This window comes from Streptomyces sp. NPDC048521, from assembly GCF_043199855.1.
Lineage (GTDB): Bacteria > Actinomycetota > Actinomycetes > Streptomycetales > Streptomycetaceae > Streptomyces.
Map to the genome: position 1 here is coordinate 351195 of NZ_JBICWR010000007.1, position 18469 is coordinate 369663.

Sequence of the window (18469 nt, forward strand, 5' to 3'; positions counted from 1 at the left end):
GGTCTCCCGGCCGGGCGTTCCGCGTGGGCGACGAACCACGTCGCCAAGGGCCGGCCGGGTCGCAGAAGTAGACCGGGATGTCGTGGCGACGGTGCACTCCCGGTGCGGCCGATCTCGCTGCCTGGCCCAGGTCAGCGACCGCTTCAGGTGATCCGGCAGCGTCTGGGCCATCTCGGCCAAGGCGTAGCGGACCGGCTCGGTGCCCCGGCCGTGATGCATCGGTGCGCGTTGAGGCACTAGGTGCGCGGCCCGCGCCCCTCGGGGGGTCTGCGCGGTCGGCGCCGACCCGTGCAACCCGCGTAAAAAGGGCGCGGCCCCGGATCGAAACCCGGGGCCGCGCCCTGAACGCTGCCGACGCCTAAGGCGTACTACTCACCGTGCCCGGTGCTCAGTTGTCGTCCTCGTCGATCAGGAACCCGCGCATCGGCGAGGGAGCCTGGCCCATCGGGGACGGACCCTGCGGACGGACCGGGGCCATGGGCTGGGTCATGGCCGGGGTCATCTGCTGCTGGCCGCCGCCGTAGGACGGGCCGGACGGAGCGGGTGAGCCGCCCATCGTCTGGTTGCCGCCGTAGGACGGGGCGCTGGCGCCGGCCGGAGCCATGGAGGGCGCCGGGGACGGCGGCAGGGACGCGGTGGCCGGGGTGCGCGGCGGGGCCAGCGAGTCGTCGGCCTGCGTCTCCAGCTGACGCAGCTGGGACTCGAGGTACGACTTCAGACGCGTGCGGTACTCGCGCTCGAAGCCGCGCAGGTCCTCGACCTTGCGCTCCAGCGTGGCGCGGGCGGACTCCAGCGAGCCCATCGCGACGCGGTGCTTCTCCTGCGCGTCCCGCTCCAGGGCGTCGGCCTTGGCCCGGGCGTCACGCTCCAGACCCTCGGCGCGGCTGCGGGCCTCGCCGACGATCTTGTTGGCCTCGGAGCGGGCCTCGGCGATCGCCTGGTCGGCGGTCTGCTGAGCCAGCGAGAGGACACGGGCGGCGCTGTCGCCACCGGGGCCCTGACCGTGGCCGCCCATCGGACCGCCCATGGGGCCGCCCATCGGGCCACCCATCTGCTGCTGCATGGGCGGCTGACCGCCCATGGGGCCCTGACCCATCGGACCCTGGCCCATCGGACCGGGACCCTGCGGGCCGCCCTGGCCGCCGGGACCGGCGGGCAGCTGCGGGGCACCGCTCGGCAGCTGGGGCGGGCCACCCATGGGGCCGCCCATCTGCTGCTGCGGCGGGCCCGATATGCCGGCGGGCACCGGCTGGCCGGGACCTCGCATGCCCTGCTGCTGAGGATGCTGCTGGTCCTGCTCCGGGGGCTTGCGCATGTTCTGCTGGTTCTGCGCGGCCGCGCGCGTGGCCGCGGCCAGCTTGGCGCGCAGATCCTCGTTCTCGCGGAGCAGACGGGTCAGTTCGGCTTCGACCTCGTCGAGGAAGGCATCGACCTCGTCCTCGTCATAGCCTTCTCGGAGGCGGACGGTCGTGAACTGCTTGTTCCGCACGTCCTCGGGGGTCAACGGCATCTCTTCACCTCAACGTAGTCATCGGCAGTCGGCAAGACCGTATCGTCCACATTCATCTCGCGAGGCTCGTGAGCGAGATGAGGATGTAGACGATGATCATCAGTACGAAGAAGGACAGGTCGAGCGCCACGCCCCCGAGACGCAGCGGCGGAATGAACCGCCGCAGAAGCTTCAGCGGTGGATCGGTGACAGTGTAGGTGGCCTCCAGTACGACCACCATCGCCTTGCCGGGTTGCCACGAGCGGGCGAACTGGAAGACGTAGTCCATGACCAGCCGGAAGATGAGCACGACGAGGAACACGAGTAGCGCATAGTGAACCACCAGTGCGAACACGCTCATCGCTTGCGCTTCCCTCTCCCCTGTTCCGTGCTCTTCCGTACTTCGATCCGGTCCTGCGTCTCAGCTCTGGTTGAAGAACCCGCCCTCTGCGATGCGGGCCTTGTCCTCCGCCGTGACATCGACGTTAGCAGGAGACAACAGGAACACCTTCTGCGTCACCCGCTCGATGCTGCCGTGAAGACCAAACACCAAACCGGCCGCAAAGTCGACAAGTCGCTTCGCGTCTGTGTCATCCATCTCAGTCAGATTCATGATCACCGGGGTGCCCTCACGGAAGTGTTCCCCGATGGTACGGGCCTCGTTGTAGGTCCGCGGGTGAAGCGTGGTGATCCGGTACGGCTCTCGTTCCGACACGACCTTGGGCATGATCACCGGTGCGTTCTTCTCCAGGGGCTGACGTTCTTGTGTGATGGATGCCACGGGCGCGATCCGCGCCGGGCGCCCCGATTCCGCGGCGAGCGAAGTCGAACGGGCCACCGGTTCGCGCGGCGCGGGCGGTTGCACGATTCGCACCTCTTCGTCCCTTTGGGACTGATGTGCGCCGTGCGGCTGGTGTGACGACTCGTGCCGTCGGTGGTCCCGCTCGGGCTCCGGGTCCAGTTCGGGCTCGAAGTCGTCGTCGGGGTCGAATCCGCGGCCGTCGTACCCATCGTCCTCCACGAGGCCGAGGTAGACCGCCATCTTGCGCATCGCGCCGGCCATGCTCTGAGTCCTCCGCTCTGTGGTGGATCGACTGACGACTGCCAAGTGCCCGCGATCCACGTGGTCGTTGTGCCCGCCTTCATGGGCACTGACCATATTTTCTGCTGTGGTCCGACTTCCTGGCGACGTTACCCGAGCCTGGGGCGGACTCCGAGTACCGCGGTGCCGACGCGCACATGTGTCGCTCCGGCGGCCACGGCCTGTTCGAGGTCCGCACTCATCCCTGCCGACACCATGGTTGCAGCCGGATGGGCTCGGCGCAGGTCAGTCGACAAATCCATGAGCCGCTCGAACGCAGCCTGTTCGCGCCCCGCGTACTCCCCCGTGAGCGGAGCGACGGTCATCAGGCCGTCGAGCCGCAGCCCGGGCGCCTCGGCGACGAGGGCGGCCAACTCTTCGATTCCGTCGGGGGCGACGCCACCGCGCTCGCCCCTGCCGCCGACGCCCGCGTCGAGCGCGACCTGGACGAGACAGCCCACCTCACGCCCGGCCCGCACGGCCTCCTTCGACAGAGCCGTGACGAGCCGGGACCGGTCGACGGACTGCACGACATCGGCGTAACCGACCACGGAACGCACCTTATTGGTCTGCAATTGGCCGACAAAGTGCCATTCAAGGGGCAGATCCGCACAGGCGGCCGCCTTCGGTGCCGCGTCCTGGTCGCGGTTCTCGGCGACATGGCGCACACCGAGTTCCGACAGGATCCGCACATCGCTCGCCGGGTAGGTCTTGGTGACCACGATCAGGGTCACCTCCTCCCGCCTCCGCCCCGCCGCCACGCACGCGGCGGTGATGCGCTCCTCCACCTTCGCCAGATTCGCGGCGAGTTCGGTTCTACGGTCCGTCATGCCCTATCAGTCCAGCCAGACATAGCCCGCGAGCCGGCCGGTGGCGCGGTCGCGGCGGTACGAGAAGTGGTCCTTCGACTCCAGCGTGCACACCGGCGACTGCGCCCGGTCGCACACCCCGAGCCGTTCGAGCTGCGCGTGCACGCCGGCGCTCACGTCGACCGCGGGCGTGCCCCAGCTCGTCTCGGCGTGCGCCGCGGGCTCGACGGCGGCCACCTCGGCGCGCATCTGCTCCGGCACCTCGTAGCACCGGCCGCACACGGCCGGTCCGGTGCGGGCGACGATCCGCTCCGGTTCTGCGCCGAGTTCGACCATGGCCCGTACGGCGTTGGGGACGATCCCCTTGACCATGCCGGGCCGGCCCGCGTGGGCCGCCGCGGCGACCCCGGCGACGGGGTCGGCCAGCAGGACCGGCACGCAGTCGGCGGTGAGGACGGCGAGGGCGAGTCCGCGGCGGGCGGTGACGATCGCGTCGACCTCCGGTACGGGCCGTTCGCCCCACGGCTCGTCCACCACGGCCACGTCGGCGCCGTGCACCTGGTTCATCCAGACGACCCGGCCGGCGTCCAGGCCCAGCGACTTCGCCGCCAGCTCCCGGTTGCCCCGTACCGCCTCGGGCGCGTCGCCGACCGCTCCGCCGAGGTTCAGCTCCTCATACGGAGCGGCGCTCACCCCGCCCCACCGGTCGGTGAAGGCGAAGTGCGCGCCGCTCACGCTCTCGCGCTGTCCTATCACTTGAGGAAGTCCGGGACGTCCAGTTCCTCCGCCGCGCTGTCCGAGTAGGTGCGGGGGGCAGGCGTGGCCGGCGGGGTGACCGGGATCTCGGCCACCGGCTCGGGCGCCGGCTCCGGCTCCTCCTTCGGCTTCACGCTGCCGAGCGAGCCGAAGGACGGGCGGCTGGGCTCGGCCGGCCGCGCCGGGGCGACAGGCTCCTCACGACGGCTCGGGGCCGAAGTGGAGGTGGAGCCGAGGACGTTGTCCCGGCGGGCCGGGGGCTGGCCGCCGTCGAAGCCGGCCGCGATGACGGTGACCCGGACCTCGTCGCCGAGGGCGTCGTCGATGACGGCACCGAAGATGATGTTGGCCTCGGGGTGGGCGGCCTCGCTGACCAGCTGAGCGGCCTCGTTGATCTCGAACAGGCCGAGGTCGGAGCCGCCGGAGATGGACAGGAGGACGCCGCGCGCCCCGTCGATGGACGCCTCCAGCAGCGGGGAGGAGATCGCCATCTCGGCCGCGGCCACCGCGCGGTCGTCGCCGCGGGCCGAGCCGATGCCCATCAGGGCCGAACCGGCCTCGGACATGACCGACTTGACGTCGGCGAAGTCGAGGTTGATCAGGCCGGGGGTGGTGATGAGGTCGGTGATGCCCTGGACACCGGAGAGCAGGACCTGGTCGGCGGACTTGAAGGCGTCCAGGACCGAGACCTGGCGGTCCGAGATGGACAGCAGCCGGTCGTTGGGGATGACGATGAGGGTGTCGACCTCTTCGCGCAGTTCGGCGATGCCGTCCTCGGCCTGGTTGGCGCGGCGCCGTCCCTCGAAGGTGAACGGGCGCGTGACCACGCCGATGGTGAGGGCGCCCAGAGAGCGCGCGATGTTGGCCACGACGGGCGCGCCGCCGGTGCCGGTGCCGCCGCCTTCACCGGCCGTCACGAAGACCATGTCGGCCCCCTTGAGGACCTCCTCGATCTCCTCGCGGTGGTCCTCGGCGGCCTTGCGGCCGACGGCCGGGTTGGCTCCGGCGCCGAGTCCGCGGGTCAGTTCACGGCCGACGTCGAGCTTGACGTCGGCGTCGCTCATCAACAGCGCCTGTGCGTCGGTGTTGATGGCGATGAACTCGACGCCCTTGAGACCGACCTCGATCATCCGGTTGATGGCATTGACACCACCGCCGCCGACACCGATGACCTTGATGACTGCGAGGTAGTTCTGCGGTGCTGCCACGTCGAAGGCCTCTCGCCTCGAATTACGTTGTCGTCGCCGTGCGGGTGCCCCGCGCCGGGACGACAGATGCCGAATGGGACGGTCCGTAGCGCCGACCCGAACCCTAACCCTGAAGTTTAGGGTTACCAGTGTGTCTGTTCCCTGGAGTCTTCTGAACAGGACACTAAGTCGACAAGTGGCGCCCGTTCAACGAACACGCCGAACCTCCCGTTTTTCTTTTCACCCTATGTGATCAGCCATAGCGCCGCCCAACCAGGGTGCTGGCCTGCGCTGATGTGCGTCAACTCCCCGATGACGCAGGGGCGGTGGGCACGCTGACGTCGAAGTACCGCGCGCCGGGAGCTGCTTTCATGAGTGCCGTGAGGGTCCGTGCCTTGGCACGGCCGTTCTCGCCGCTTCCCCACGCGACCGTGCGGCCCCCGCCCAACTGCAGCGAGATGTCGTCGTACGAGCGGACTTGGACGTTCCGGGTGTTCCGCGCCACCTCGGCCGGCAGGGCGCCGGCGACCTGGACGGCCTCGCGCACCAGCCGGTCGGTGCCGAAGCGCCGGAAACCGGCCGCGCCCGAACCCGTGCGGGAGATGGCCAATTCCAGCATCGGGACGCCTTTCGGCGCCTGCGAAACCGTAGCGAAACGGACACCTTCGTCATCGACTTCGACGAAGTTCCCGCCCTTTCGGACAAGCAGAACCGGAGTGCGCTCGATCACTTTCAGGCCGATTCCATGGGGCCAGGAACGGACCACCTCAACGGTGTCGATCCGGGGCAATTTCCGGCGAAGTCGGGCTTCGATGGCAGCCGTGTCGACGGAAATCATCGGCGCCCCGACGGGCGCGGCCGCCGCCTCGCGCACCTGTGCGGGGGTGAGGACGCGCGTGCCCGACACCGAGACGCGCTCGAGGCGGAGCCACTTCGAGCCGTACAGCACCCACGTGCCACCGGCGCCGAGGAGCACGACGACCACGGCCAGGATGACGATCCTACGAACGCCCGGTCTCTTGAGCCCGCGGACGAGCGGCGGGCCGGACGACTCCTGCTGGCGTTCACCGCGCTCGGCGGTCGTCGGTCCGGCCACGCTCACTGCCCTTTCGTCATACGGTCCTATCGGCGCGAGGCGATCGCCTCGTACACCATGCCGACGAGCAGCTCGTCGGCGTCCCGGCGCCCGAACTCGCTTGCCGCGCGGGACATCTCGTACAGCCGGTGCGGGTCGGCGAGCACGGGCAGGACGTTCTGCTGCACCCACTCGGGCGTCAGTTCCGCGTCGTCGACGAGGAGTCCGCCGCCGGCCTTGACCACCGGCTGGGCGTTCAGCCGCTGCTCGCCGTTGCCGATGGGCAGCGGGACATAGGCGGCCGGGAGCCCGACGGCGGAGAGTTCGGCAACGGTCATCGCGCCCGCGCGGCAAAGCATCATGTCGGCCGCGGCGTACGCGAGGTCCATCCGGTCCAGGTAACTTACCGGGATGTAGGGGGGCATCCCCGGCATCTGGTGCACTTGCGGCAGTTCGTTCTTCGGGCCGACCGCGTGCAGGATCTGGATCCCGGCCTGCTGGAGCCACGGAGCGACCTGCTGGATCACCTCGTTGAGGCGGCGGGCGCCCTGGGAGCCGCCGGTGACCAGCAGCGTGGGCAGATTGGGGTCGAGCCCGAAGGCGGCACGGGCCTCGGGGCGCACCGCCGCCCGGTCCAGGGTGGCGATGGAGCGGCGCAGCGGGATGCCGATGTAGCGGGCGTCGCGCAGCTTGCTGTCCGGGGTGGAGACGGCGACCCGGGCCGCGTACCGCGAGCCGATCTTGTTGGCCAGGCCGGGGCGGGCGTTGGCCTCATGGATCACGATGGGCACACCGAGGCGCTTGGCGGCCAGATAGCCGGGCAGGGCGACGTAACCGCCGAAGCCGACGACGACGTCCGCCTTGGTGCGCTCCAGGATCTGCTCGGCGGCCTTGATGGTGCCGCGCAGCCGGCCCGGGACGGTGATCAGCTCGGGGGTGGGCTTGCGCGGCAGCGGCACCGCCGGGATGAGCGCCAGCTCGTAGCCGCGCTCAGGGACGAGCCGGGTCTCCAGGCCGCGCTCCGTGCCCAGGGCCGTGATCCCCACGGTCGGGTCCTGCCTGCGCAGGGCGTCCGCGAGGGCGAGCGCGGGCTCGATGTGGCCGGCGGTCCCCCCACCGGCGAGTACGACATGCACCGAAATTCACCGCTCTCCGGACGAGCGCGCCGCCGAGGCACGCCGTCGCATCGTGTTCCATCTCCGAGGCCCCCGCTCGGCACCGGAGCCTCCCGCCCGCTTTCTACCAAAGCGAGGTTGCCGCATCGCAAGCGCCGCCCGCGCAGCGGGCTCGTCGCGTGCGAAGGCGATCAGCAGCCCGATGGCGAACATGGTCGGCAGCAGGGCGGACCCTCCGTAGGAGAACAGCGGGAGGGGGACGCCGGCGATCGGCAGCAGGCCGAGCACCGCACCGATGTTGATCACCGCCTGGGCGGTGATCCAGGTGGTCACACCTCCCGCGGCGTACCTCACGAAGGGGTCCTCCGTGCGTCCGGCCACGCGGATACCCGCATAGCCTAGAGCCGCGAACAGGGCGAGCACCGACAGCGTCCCCGCCAGGCCCAGTTCCTCACCGGTGACGGCGAAGATGAAGTCGGTGTGGGCTTCCGGGAGTTGGCCCCATTTTTCCACACTCGCGCCGAGGCCGGAGCCGAAGAGTCCGCCGGAGGCCAGAGCGTAGATGCCGTGCACGGCCTGCCAGCAGTCGGCGACGCCCGACTTGGGCTCGGTGGCGCCGATGCAGGCGAGCCGGGCCATCCGGTTGGGGCTGGTCTTGATGAGGACCACACCGATCAGACCGGCGATCGACAGCACACCCGCGAACAGCCGGGTCGGCGCCCCCGCGAGCCACAGCAGGCCGAACAGGATCGCTGTGAGAATGATCGCGGTGCCCATGTCACCGCCCAGCATGATCAGCCCGAGCAGCAGAAAGGCGACCGGCACCAGCGGCACCAGCATGTGCTTCCACTGGGTCAGCAGCTTCTTCTCCTGCTTGCGGGCGATCAGGTCCGCGCCCCACAGCACCAGGGCGAGCTTGCCGAACTCACTGGGCTGGATCTGGAAGGAGCCGCCGAGGGAGATCCAGTTCTGGTTGCCGTTGACCGCCACCCCTATCCCGGGCACCTGCACCAGGGCCATCAGGAAGACGGCGCCGGCGAGGATCGGATAGGCCAGCGCCCGGTGCAGCTTCACCGGCATGCGGGAGGCGACGAACAGCAGTGCGCCGCCGATGACCGCGGCGAGGAACTGCTTGCGGAAGAAGTACGACCCGGGCAGCGAGAGCTGCAGCGCGGTGATCTGGGAGGCCGAGTAGACCATCACCAGGCCCAGCACGGTGATCAGCACGCTGCCGCCGACGATCAGGTAGTAGGCGGTCAGCGGCCGGTCCCAGGCCTTCCGCGCGCGCGTGCAGAACCGTTGGACGGGGTTCTCGCGCGCTGGACGGGTAAGCGCGGGACGACGGGACGCCCGCTGCACGGGCGGGCGGCCGGTACGGCTACCGGACATCGGCGCCTCCACGATACGTCGACCGTCCCACGCGTCCCTCCCAAGATCCGCCCGGCTGGCGGCCGGGGTCAGGCTCCGAGTTCGCGGACCGCCGCCGCGAACGCGTCGCCGCGCTGGTTGTAGTTGGTGAACATGTCCATGGAGGCGCAGGCCGGGGCCAGCAGCACCGTGTCGCCGGGCTGAGCCAGCCGCCTCGCTTCCGTCACCGCCTGGAGCATCGCCCCAGTGTCGGTCCGGTCGAGGTCGACCACGGGTACTTCCGGTGCGTGTCGCGCGAGGGCGTCGCGGATCAGCGCCCGGTCGGCACCGATCAGGACGGCGCCGCGAAGTCGCTTTGCCGACCTGGCGACCAGCTCGTCGAAGGTCGCGCCCTTCGCCAGACCGCCCGCAATCCATACGATCGGTTCATATGACGCCAACGAGGCTTCCGCGGCGTGGGTGTTGGTCGCCTTGGAGTCGTCGACGTACGCGACGCCGTCGATGTCGGCGACGTGCGCGATGCGGTGCGCGTCGGGACGGAAGGCCCGCAGGCCGTCGCGTACGGCGGTGGCGGGCACCCCGAAGGCGCGCGCGAGGGCCGCCGCGGCAAGGGCGTTGGCGATGTTGTGCGGGGCCGGCGGGTTCACGTCGCCGACCTCGGCCAGCTCCTGCGCGTTCTTGTGCCGGTCCGCCACGAAGGCGCGGTCGACCAGGATGCCCTCCACGACGCCGAGTTGGGAGGGCGCCGGCGTACCGAGGGTGAACCCGACGGCGCGGCAGCCCTCCTCGACATCGGCCTCGCGCACCAGCTGCTCGGTGAGCTTGTCGGCAACGTTGTAGACGCAGGCGACCCGATTGCCTTCGTAGATACGGCCCTTGTCGGCGGCGTAGGCCTCCATGGAGCCGTGCCAGTCGAGGTGGTCCGGGGCGAGGTTCAGCACGGCCGCGGAGTGGGCGCGCAGGGAGGGCGCCCAGTGGAGCTGGTAGCTGGACAGCTCCACGGCGAGGACGTCGTACTCCTCCTCGCCGAGGACCGCGTCCAGCAGGGAGACGCCGATGTTGCCGACGGCGGCCGTGCGCAGGCCCGCCGCCTTCAGGATGGAGGCGAGCATCTGGACGGTCGTGGTCTTGCCGTTGGTGCCCGTCACGGCCAGCCAGGGAGCCGCGTCGGGCCCCCTGAGCCGCCAGGCCAGCTCCACGTCGCCCCAGACCGGCACGCCCGCCTTCTGGGCCGCCAGGAACAGCGGCTTGTCGGGCTTCCAGCCGGGCGCGGTGACGATCAGCTCGGTGCCCTCGGGCAGGGTGGCCCCGTCGCCGAGGCGCACGGTGATGCCGAGCGCCTCGAGCTCCGCGGCCTGCTCACGCGCGCGTGCGTCGTCGCCGTCGTTGACGACCGTGACGGTCGCGCCGCGCGCGTGCAGCACCTTGGCCGCCGGGACGCCGGAGACGCCGAGCCCGGCGACGGTGACGTGCTTGCCCTGGAATTCCGCTGGCACCGAGGAGGTCACTTGTCCGCTGCCCATCCCGCGTAGAAGAGGCCCAGTCCGACGATCACACAGATGCCCTGGATGATCCAGAAGCGGACCACCACCAGGACCTCGGACCAGCCCTTGAGTTCGAAGTGGTGCTGCAGTGGCGCCATCCGGAAGACGCGCTTGCCGGTGAGCCGGAACGAGCCGACCTGGATGACGACCGACATGGTGATGAGGACGAACAGGCCGCCCATGATGGCCACCAGCAGCTCCGTGCGGGAGAGGATGGCCAGGCCGGTGAGGACGCCGCCTAGGGCGAGCGAGCCGGTGTCGCCCATGAAGATCTTCGCCGGCGAGGTGTTCCACCACAGGAAGCCGAGGCAGGAGCCCATCAGCGCGGAGGCGACCACGGCGAGGTCGAGCGGGTCGCGCACCTCGTAGCAGGCGCCCGGGTTGGTAAGCGTCTGGGCGTTGGCGCAGGACTCCTGCCACTGCCAGACACCGATGAACGTGTAGGCGCCGAAGACGAGGACCGACGCGCCGGTGGCGAGACCGTCCAGACCGTCCGTGAGGTTCACGCCGTTCGACATGGCGAGGATCATGAAGAGCGCCCAGACCACGAACAGCACCGGGCCGATCGACCAGCCGAAGTCGGTGATGAACGACAGCTTGGTGGACGCCGGGGTGTTACCGCGGGCGTCGGAGAACTGCAGCGACAGCACGGCGAAGGCGATGCCGACGATCAGCTGGCCGGCCATCTTGGCCTTGGCCCGCAGACCCAGCGAGCGCCGCTTGACGATCTTGATGTAGTCGTCCAGGAAGCCGACCAGGCCCATACCGACCATCAGGCCCAGAACCAGGACGCCGGAGAGGGTCGGGCTGGCCGTCTTGTCGGTGGTCCAGCTGGTGAGGACCTTGGACAGGAAGTAGGCGGCGACGGTCGCCAGGATGAACGCGATACCGCCCATGGTCGGCGTACCGCGCTTGCTGGCGTGCTCGCGCGGACCGTCGTCGCGGATGTACTGGCCGTAGCCCTTGCGGGCGAGAAGCTTGATCAGCAAGGGGGTGCCGATCAGCGTCAGGAAGAGGCCGATGACGCCCGAGAACAGGATCTGCTTCATCATCGGGCATCAACTCCACGCCCGGTACCGGCCTCGACGAGCGCCTGGGCGACGCTCTCGAGCCCCACCGAACGGGACGCCTTCACGAGTACCACGTCCCCCGGGCGCAACTCGCTGCGCAACAGGTCGATCGCCGCCTGTGCGTCGGACACGTGCACCGACTCCTCACCCCACGAACCCTCGTTATATGCGCCCAATTGCAGCCAGGAGGCCTCAATCCCCCCGACGGCGACGAGCTTGCTGACGTTGAGCCGGACGGCGAGCCGTCCGACGGCGTCGTGCTCGGCGAGCGCCTCGTCCCCCAGCTCGGCCATCTTGCCGAGCACCGCCCACGTGCGGCGCCCCTTGGCCATGGCCGCGAGCGCCCTGAGGGCGGCCCGCATGGACTCGGGGTTGGCGTTGTAGGCGTCGTTGACGATGGTCACGCCGTCCGGGCGCTCGGTGACCTCCATGCGCCAGCGGGAGAGGGAGCCCGCCTCGGAGAGCGCGGTGGCGATCTCTTGCGCGGACATGCCCAGCTCATGGGCGACGGCGGCCGCGGCGAGCGCGTTCGACACGTGATGCTCACCGTACAGGCGCATGGTCACATCGCTTGCACCGGAGGGTGTGTGAAGCCTGAAGGCGGGCTGTCCGCTGTCCGTGAGTCGTACGTTCTCGGCGCGTACGTCCGCTTCGGCCGACTCTCCGAAAAGGACCACCTTCGCCTTGGTACGGGAGGCCATGGCCCGCACCAGCGGGTCGTCGGCGTTGAGGATCGCCGCGCCGTCCTCCGGCAGGGCCTCGACGAGTTCGCCCTTGGCCTGCGCGATCTGCTGCCGGCCGCCGAACTCGCCGATGTGGGCGGAGCCGACGTTGAGCACCAGGCCGATCCTCGGCGGGGTGAGGCCGGTGAGGTAGCGGATGTGCCCGATGCCGCGGGCGCCCATCTCCAGCACGAGGAACCGTGTCTCCTCGGTGGCGGTCAGGGCGGTCAGCGGCAGCCCGATCTCGTTGTTGAGCGAGCCGGGCGTGAAGACGGTCGGCGCCTTGCGCTGGAGCACCTGGGCGATGAGGTCCTTGGTGCTGGTCTTGCCGGCCGAGCCGGTCAGGGCGACGAGGGTGGCGCCGAGCCGGCGTACCACGTGCCGGGCGAGGGCGCCGAGGGCCGTCTGGACGTCCTCGACCACGATCGCGGGGACGCCGACCGGCCGGGACGCCAGTACGGCGACCGCGCCCGACTCGACGACCTGCGGTGCGTAGTCGTGGCCGTCCACGCGCTCGCCGACGAAGGCGGCGAACAGGCTGCCGGGCACCACCTCGCGGGAGTCCCGGACGACCGGTCCCGTGACCTGGACGGACGGATCCGGTATGTCGTGCGTCTGCCCGCCGACGACTGCTGCGATCTCGGCGAGGGAGAGGGCGATCACAAGTTCATCCCTGGGTCTTCTGGATAGCTTCGCGAAGCACCTGGCGGTCGTCGAAGGGACGGACCACGCCGGCGATGTCCTGGCCCTGCTCGTGGCCCTTGCCCGCGACCAGCACGGTGTCGCCGGGCTGCGCGCGGCCGACGGCGGCGGCGATCGCGGCGGCCCGGTCCTCGAAGAGGAGCACCTCGCCGCGCTCGTGCGCGGGCACGGAGGCCGCGCCCTGGAGCATGGTCGCGAGGATCGCGAGGGGGTCCTCGGAGCGGGGGTTGTCGGAGGTCAGTACGGCCGTGTCGGCGAGCCGGGCCGCGGCGGCGCCCATCGGGGCGCGCTTGGTCTGGTCGCGGTCGCCGCCGCACCCGAGGACGACGTGCAGACGGCCCTTGGTGACCTTGCGCAGCGCCTTGAGCACCGACTCGACGGCGTCGGTCTTGTGGGCGTAGTCCACGACCGCGAGATACGGCTGCCCGGCGTCGACGCGCTCCAGGCGCCCCGGGACACCCGGTACGGCGGCGATGCCGTCGGCGGCGGCCTGCGGGTCGAGGCCGGCCACGGCGAGGGCGACGATGGCGGCGAGGGTGTTCGCCACGTTGAAGGGGCCCGGCAGCGGCGACTTGGCGTGCAGGCGCTCACCGTTCGGGCCGAGGACGGTGAACGTCGAGTCCATGGGGCCGACCTGGACGTCCTGGGCGCGCCAGTCGGCGTCGGGGTGGCCCTCGGCGGAGAAGGTGACGACCGGGACGGTCGCCTCCCGCGCGAGCCGGCGGCCGTACGCGTCGTCGGCGTTGATCACGCCGAGTTTGCTGCGTTCCGGCGTGAACAGCTGCGCCTTGGCCCGGAAGTAGTCCTCCATGTCGGAGTGGAACTCCATGTGTTCCGGGCTGAGGTTGGTGAAAACGGCGATGTCGAAGACGCAGCCGTCGACCCGGCCGAGGACCAGGGCGTGGCTGGAGACCTCCATGGCGACCGCCTCGACGCCGCGTTCGCGCATGACGGCGAACAGGGCCTGCAGGTCGGTGGCCTCGGGGGTGGTGCGCTCGGACTTGATGCGCTCCTCGCCGATGCGCATCTCCACCGTGCCGATCAGGCCGGTGCTCCTGGCCGTCTTCAGGCCGCCCTCGACCAGGTAGGCCGTGGTGGTCTTGCCAGAGGTGCCCGTGATGCCGATCTGGAGCAGGTCGCGGCCCGGCCGGCCGTAGATCGTGGCCGCCAGCTCACCCATCCGGGCGCGCGGGTCGTCCACGACCAGGACGGGCAGTCCGGTCGCGGCGGCGCGCTCGGCGCCCGTCGGGTCGGTGAGCACGGCGACCGCGCCGAGGCCCGCGGCCTGGGTGACGAAGTCGGCGCCGTGCAGGCGGGCGCCCGGCAGGGCGGCGTACAGGTCGCCGGGGCGGACGGCGCGCGAGTCGTGGGTGATCCCCGTGACCTCGGCGGAGCCGGCCGGAGCGGCGATACCCAGCTGATCGGCCAGTTCCGCGAGGGGTGCGGCGGAGACCTGAACCGGTCGCGGCGGTCCCGGATATGTCACGGAAGCGCCCTTCTGGGTGGTTTGGGACTGATCAGCGTGTGGCACGGCGGTGAGCGTACCGGGCGCACCCACTCCGGAGCGAAGTGAGGGGCTGGGGGCGCCCTGGTTCCCGGGTTCCGGGGTGATCGTTGTCACGAGTTCGTCCTGGTGGTCGTTCCGCGGTGCTGTGCGGTGCTGATCAGGGCTTGTAGGTCACGGGCAGGTTGGCGGGCCCCGCCCCGGTCGGTGGGACCTGGAGGGTCTTCAGCGCGAACTCCATCACCTGCTTGTAGATGGGGCCGCAGATCTGGCCGCCGAAGTAGCTGCCTGCGGTGGCGTTCTGGATGGCGCAGTAGACGGTGATCCGGGGGTTGTCCGCGGGGGCGAACCCGGCGAACGACGAGGTGTAGCCGCGGTACCTGCCGGTGGCCGGATCCACACGGTTGGCCGTGCCCGTCTTGCCCGCTACCCGGTACCCGGGGATGCGGGCCTTGATGCCGGTGCCCTGCTCGTCGTCGCCGACGGACTCCAGCATCCGGGCCAGGGTCTTGGCGGTCTTCTCGCTGACGACCCGTGTCTCCTCGGGCTTCGGGGCCGGGGTGAAGCGCCCGTCGGCGCCCTTGGTGCCGCGGACCAGAGTCGGCTCGACCCGGACGCCGCCGTTGGCGATGGTCGAGTACACGGAGGCGGCCTGCATGGCGTTGATGGAGAAGCCCTGGCCGAAAGGGATCGTGTACTGCTGCGAGGTGGACCACTTCTGCGGCGGCGCGAGGATGCCGCGGGTCTCGCCGGGGAAGCCCAGCCCGGTGTAGCCGCCGATGCCGAACTTGCGCAGGTACGAGTAGAGGACCTTGTTGGCCTCGGGCTGCGTCTTGCCGAGTTCCCCGGTGGCCAGGATGGTGCCGATGTTGCTGGACTTGGCGAGCACGCCGTTCAGCGTGAGGTACCAGGTGGCGTGGTCGACGTCGTCCTGGAAGAGCCGGTCGCCGCGGTGCAGCCGGTTGGGTACGACGACATGGGTGCCGGGCGTGGCCACGTTCTGCTCCAGAACGGCCGCCATCGACATCACCTTCGCCGTTGAGCCGGGCTCGTAGGCGTCCTGGAGGGCCGCGTTGCCCATGGCGTCGCCGTCGGCCTTCGCCAGGTCATTCGGGTCGAAGCCGGGCGAGTTGGCCATGGCCAGGATCTGGCCGGTGCGGGTGTCCTGGACGATGACGTAACCGCGGTCCGCCTTGGACTTCTTCACCTGCTCGGTGATCGCGTTCTGCGCGGCCCACTGGATGTCGCGGTCGATGGTGAGTTCGACGTCGGCGCCGGGCACGGCGGGCGTCTCCGTGGACCCCGCCGTCGGCACCTGGCGGCCGCCGGCCTGCGCGTAGCGGACCTTGCCGTCCTTGCCCGCGAGCTGCTTGTTCAGCTGCTGCTCGATGCCGCCGCCGCCCTGGCCGTCGGCGTTGACCCAGCCCAGTATCCCGGCGGCGAGGTCGTGGTTGGGGTACACGCGCTGGCTGCTGGGGTCGGCGAAGACGCCGGACAGGACATTGACCGTGGAGCGGTCCGTCTCGGCCTTCTTGGCGAGCGCGCTCTTGAGGTCCTTGATCTGCTTCCAGACCTGCGGGGTCTGCCGGTTGGCGAGCCGGGCGTAGCGAGAGTTCCTGTTCTCCGGCCGGAGCTTCTTGACCAGCGCGGCCTGGTCCTGGCCCAGGATCGGCGCGAGCAGCGCGGCGGCCCGCTCGGGACCGTCGCCGATCTTCAGTTCCTCGGCGGTGAACATCGTCGGGTCGGCCGTGATGTCGTACGCGTCCTCGCTGATCGCGAGGGCCACGCCGTTGCGGTCGGTGATCCCGCCGCGCGCGGCGGCCAGGGTGTGCACGACGTAGCGGTTCTGCTCCGCCCGTGCCGCGTAGGCACTCGCCTCGACGGCCTGGACCTGGAACAGACGTACGACGAAGGCGAGCAGCACCAGGGTCAGGCCGAGGCCGACCAGGCGCAGCCGGGGCCGGGGGCTGCCGAGCCTGAGCGGCGGCGGGGGCATGGGCCGGGCGCCGCTCGGCCGGCGGGCCGGGCGGGCACCGGGGCCGGGCTGCCGCCGGACGGCGCCCCTCGGACGGGGAGGCTTCGCGGGGCCGGGCACGCGGCGGCGCGGCGGTTCCCTGTCGGACACTTCCGTCACCTGCCGGGGGTCGGGGTGGGGGCGGGCTGGAGGGTGGAGAGCGGCGCCACCGCCTCCGCCGGGGCGGTCGTCGTCCCGGCCGGGGCGGAAGGAGCGGGCGTGACGGCGGGGGGCTGCGGCGCCGAGACCGAGGGGGCCGCGGAGGGGTCACCGGCCGGCCGGCCGGTCTCCGGGGCGGTGAGGGAAGCGGGCTCGGGGCTCGCCGGGCCCGGTACGCCCTTGACGGTGCCGTCGGGGCCGAGGAAGGCCGGGTCGCCGCCGGGGACCATGCCGAGTTCGTGGGCACGGCGCTGGAGGGCGTCGGGGGACGAGTAGGCGTCGATGTCCCGCTGGAGGGCCTGTTCCTGGTCGGTGAGGTTCTTCGTCTGCTTCTGCAGGTCGGCGAGTTTGAACGAGCCTTCGCTGAGCGCGGAGTTCAGCACCAGCAGCCCGATGAGACCGCCGCCGAGGAGCAGGACGACGAGCAGGACGAACGGAGTGCGGGCCGCCTTGGCGCGGCCGGCCGGGAGGAGCCCGGCGAGCCGGGCCGCCCGCCCCTTCAGCGCGGGTTTCCCCCTCGGTCCGGGTTTCCGCCCCAGTTCGGGTTTCCCCCTCAGCTCGGGGTTCCGCCCCGGTTCGGGTTTCCTGTTCACTTCGGGTTTCCTACTCACCACTCCCCCAGTGAGGTGGAGGACACAACCGACCCGTCTGGCTCACTCGGCGTCCTCCCTGATGCGCTCGGCGCCGCGTAGCCGGGCCGGTGCGGCCCGGCGGTTCTCGGCGACCTCTTCCTCGGTGGGAAGTTCGGCACCACGGGTGAGCAGCTTGAGCCGCGGCTGGTAGCGCTCGGGCACGACCGGCAGCCCGGGCGGCGCGGTGGACGCGGCGCCGGCCGCGAACACCTGCTTGACCAGGCGGTCCTCGAGCGAGTGGTACGACAGCACGGCGATGCGCCCGCCGACGTCGAGGGCCTTCACGGCGGCCGGGATCGCCCGCTCCAGGACGGACAGTTCACCGTTGACCTCGATCCGCAGCGCCTGGAAGGTGCGCTTGGCCGGGTTTCCGCCGGTGCGCTTGGCGGCCTGCGGCAGGGCGTCCCGGATCAGCTCCACGAGCCGGGCGCTGTTGCTGAACGGCTCCTTCTCGCGCTCGCGGACGATCGCGGAGACGATCCGCTTGGCCTGCTTCTCCTCGCCGTACGCGCGCAGGATGCGCACGAGTTCGCCCGCGGGGTAGGTGTTGAGGACCTCGGCGGCGCTGATGCCGCTCGTCTGGTCCATGCGCATGTCCAGGGGGGCGTCCTGGGCGTAGGCGAAGCCGCGGTCGGCCTCGTCGAGCTGCATCGAGGAGACACCGAGATCGAACAGCACGCCCTGCACGCGCGCGATGCCGAGCCTGCGCAGGACGTCGGGCAGCTCGTCGTACACGGCGTGCACGAGGCTCGCGCGGTCCTGGTACGGCGCCAGCCGCTCGCCGGACAGGCGCAGTGCCTCCTTGTCCCGGTCGAGGCCGATCAGCCGCGCCTCGGGGAAACGGCTCAGCAGTGCCTCGCTGTGGCCGCCGAGGCCGAGGGTGCAGTCGACGACCACCGCTCCCGGGCGCTCCAGGGCGGGCGCCAGCAGGTCCAGGCACCGCTGGAGCATCACCGGGACGTGTCGACTCTGGCTCAAGGGGGCCTCTCAGGATCCGGCGCGACGGCACGCACCGCCGGGTCCCCGCCCGCTCGTGAACGGAAGGCCTGCCGGCGCCGGAAGCGTCAGCCGACCGGGAGCGGGAGGAGGCCGAGCCGTACGTACGCGCCGCGCACGTGGGGAGACGGTCCGGACGGGTGCCGGGGTCTGCGGGGGTTTCACCAGCAGGGAGAGCCGCGCCTCCCGCTTCGCGTCACTTTAGTCCACCCCGTCTCCCGGTCAATCAACCGGCCTGCGCGTCGC

Annotated in this window: 16 protein-coding genes; all 16 read right to left on the reverse strand. The window is 70.9% G+C overall.

Annotated features, from left to right (window positions below):
* Window positions 1-388: 388 nt before the first annotated feature.
* Entirely contained in the window at window positions 389-1510 is a 1122-nt protein-coding gene (locus tag ACGFRF_RS19550) for a DivIVA domain-containing protein (RefSeq protein WP_393741466.1), read from the reverse strand.
* A 52-nt stretch (window positions 1511-1562) separates the two neighbouring features.
* The gene (locus ACGFRF_RS19555) at window positions 1563-1850 is read right to left on the reverse strand and encodes a YggT family protein (RefSeq protein WP_393741468.1); all 288 of its coding nucleotides are present in this window, start codon (window positions 1848-1850) and stop codon (window positions 1563-1565) included.
* A 60-nt stretch (window positions 1851-1910) separates the two neighbouring features.
* The gene (locus ACGFRF_RS19560; protein ID WP_393741470.1) at window positions 1911-2552 is read right to left on the reverse strand and encodes a cell division protein SepF; all 642 of its coding nucleotides are present in this window, start codon (window positions 2550-2552) and stop codon (window positions 1911-1913) included.
* Window positions 2553-2680: 128 nt separating this feature from the next.
* Window positions 2681-3400: a YggS family pyridoxal phosphate-dependent enzyme gene (locus tag ACGFRF_RS19565; RefSeq protein WP_393741472.1), complete on the reverse strand. Its 720-nt coding sequence runs from the start codon at window positions 3398-3400 to the stop codon at window positions 2681-2683.
* Window positions 3401-3406: 6 nt separating this feature from the next.
* The gene (pgeF, locus tag ACGFRF_RS19570; RefSeq protein ID WP_393741474.1) at window positions 3407-4135 is read right to left on the reverse strand and encodes a peptidoglycan editing factor PgeF; all 729 of its coding nucleotides are present in this window, start codon (window positions 4133-4135) and stop codon (window positions 3407-3409) included.
* Window positions 4132-5343: a cell division protein FtsZ gene (ftsZ, locus tag ACGFRF_RS19575; protein WP_393741476.1), complete on the reverse strand. Its 1212-nt coding sequence runs from the start codon at window positions 5341-5343 to the stop codon at window positions 4132-4134. Before ftsZ ends, pgeF begins: the two co-directional genes overlap by 4 nt.
* A 280-nt stretch (window positions 5344-5623) precedes the next feature.
* Entirely contained in the window at window positions 5624-6418 is a 795-nt protein-coding gene (locus ACGFRF_RS19580) for a cell division protein FtsQ/DivIB (protein WP_393741478.1), read from the reverse strand.
* 26 nt (window positions 6419-6444) lie between these two features.
* Complete coding sequence (murG, locus tag ACGFRF_RS19585) at window positions 6445-7533, reverse strand: undecaprenyldiphospho-muramoylpentapeptide beta-N-acetylglucosaminyltransferase (protein ID WP_393741480.1); 1089 nt, start codon at window positions 7531-7533, stop codon at window positions 6445-6447.
* Between the two features lie 6 nt (window positions 7534-7539).
* Window positions 7540-8901: a putative lipid II flippase FtsW gene (gene ftsW / locus ACGFRF_RS19590; protein WP_393741481.1), complete on the reverse strand. Its 1362-nt coding sequence runs from the start codon at window positions 8899-8901 to the stop codon at window positions 7540-7542.
* A 68-nt stretch (window positions 8902-8969) separates the two neighbouring features.
* Window positions 8970-10403 carry a UDP-N-acetylmuramoyl-L-alanine--D-glutamate ligase gene (gene murD, locus ACGFRF_RS19595; protein ID WP_393741483.1) on the reverse strand — a complete coding sequence of 478 codons (1434 nt, stop codon included), beginning with the start codon at window positions 10401-10403 and terminating at the stop codon, window positions 8970-8972.
* Window positions 10385-11473, reverse strand: coding sequence for a phospho-N-acetylmuramoyl-pentapeptide-transferase (mraY, locus tag ACGFRF_RS19600; protein ID WP_393741543.1), 1089 nt, complete (start codon window positions 11471-11473; stop codon window positions 10385-10387). Before mraY ends, murD begins: the two co-directional genes overlap by 19 nt.
* Window positions 11473-12879, reverse strand: coding sequence for a UDP-N-acetylmuramoyl-tripeptide--D-alanyl-D-alanine ligase (murF, locus tag ACGFRF_RS19605; protein ID WP_393741485.1), 1407 nt, complete (start codon window positions 12877-12879; stop codon window positions 11473-11475). Before murF ends, mraY begins: the two co-directional genes overlap by 1 nt.
* Before the next feature lie 4 nt (window positions 12880-12883).
* On the reverse strand, window positions 12884-14404 hold the full coding sequence (locus ACGFRF_RS19610) for a UDP-N-acetylmuramoyl-L-alanyl-D-glutamate--2,6-diaminopimelate ligase (protein ID WP_393741487.1): 1521 nt from the start codon (window positions 14402-14404) through the stop codon (window positions 12884-12886).
* A 178-nt stretch (window positions 14405-14582) separates the two neighbouring features.
* Complete coding sequence (locus tag ACGFRF_RS19615; protein WP_393741489.1) at window positions 14583-16547, reverse strand: peptidoglycan D,D-transpeptidase FtsI family protein; 1965 nt, start codon at window positions 16545-16547, stop codon at window positions 14583-14585.
* A gap of 5 nt (window positions 16548-16552) precedes the next feature.
* The gene (locus tag ACGFRF_RS19620; RefSeq protein WP_393741545.1) at window positions 16553-17134 is read right to left on the reverse strand and encodes a septum formation initiator family protein; all 582 of its coding nucleotides are present in this window, start codon (window positions 17132-17134) and stop codon (window positions 16553-16555) included.
* Window positions 17135-17248: 114 nt separating this feature from the next.
* Window positions 17249-18205, reverse strand: coding sequence for a 16S rRNA (cytosine(1402)-N(4))-methyltransferase RsmH (rsmH, locus tag ACGFRF_RS19625; protein WP_393741491.1), 957 nt, complete (start codon window positions 18203-18205; stop codon window positions 17249-17251).
* Window positions 18206-18469 lie beyond the last annotated feature (264 nt).

Excerpts from the sequence above, each read along its gene's own strand:
- ACGFRF_RS19550 (WP_393741466.1), bottom strand. The coding sequence starts at position 1,510 with ATGCCGTTGACCCCCGAGGACGTGCGGAACAAGCAGTTCACGACCGTC.
- ACGFRF_RS19555 (WP_393741468.1), bottom strand. The coding sequence starts at position 1,850 with ATGAGCGTGTTCGCACTGGTGGTTCACTATGCGCTACTCGTGTTCCTC.
- ACGFRF_RS19560 (WP_393741470.1), bottom strand. The coding sequence starts at position 2,552 with ATGGCCGGCGCGATGCGCAAGATGGCGGTCTACCTCGGCCTCGTGGAG.
- ACGFRF_RS19565 (WP_393741472.1), bottom strand. The coding sequence starts at position 3,400 with ATGACGGACCGTAGAACCGAACTCGCCGCGAATCTGGCGAAGGTGGAG.
- ftsW (WP_393741481.1), bottom strand. The coding sequence starts at position 8,901 with ATGTCCGGTAGCCGTACCGGCCGCCCGCCCGTGCAGCGGGCGTCCCGT.
- murD (WP_393741483.1), bottom strand. The coding sequence starts at position 10,403 with ATGGGCAGCGGACAAGTGACCTCCTCGGTGCCAGCGGAATTCCAGGGC.
- mraY (WP_393741543.1), bottom strand. The coding sequence starts at position 11,473 with ATGAAGCAGATCCTGTTCTCGGGCGTCATCGGCCTCTTCCTGACGCTG.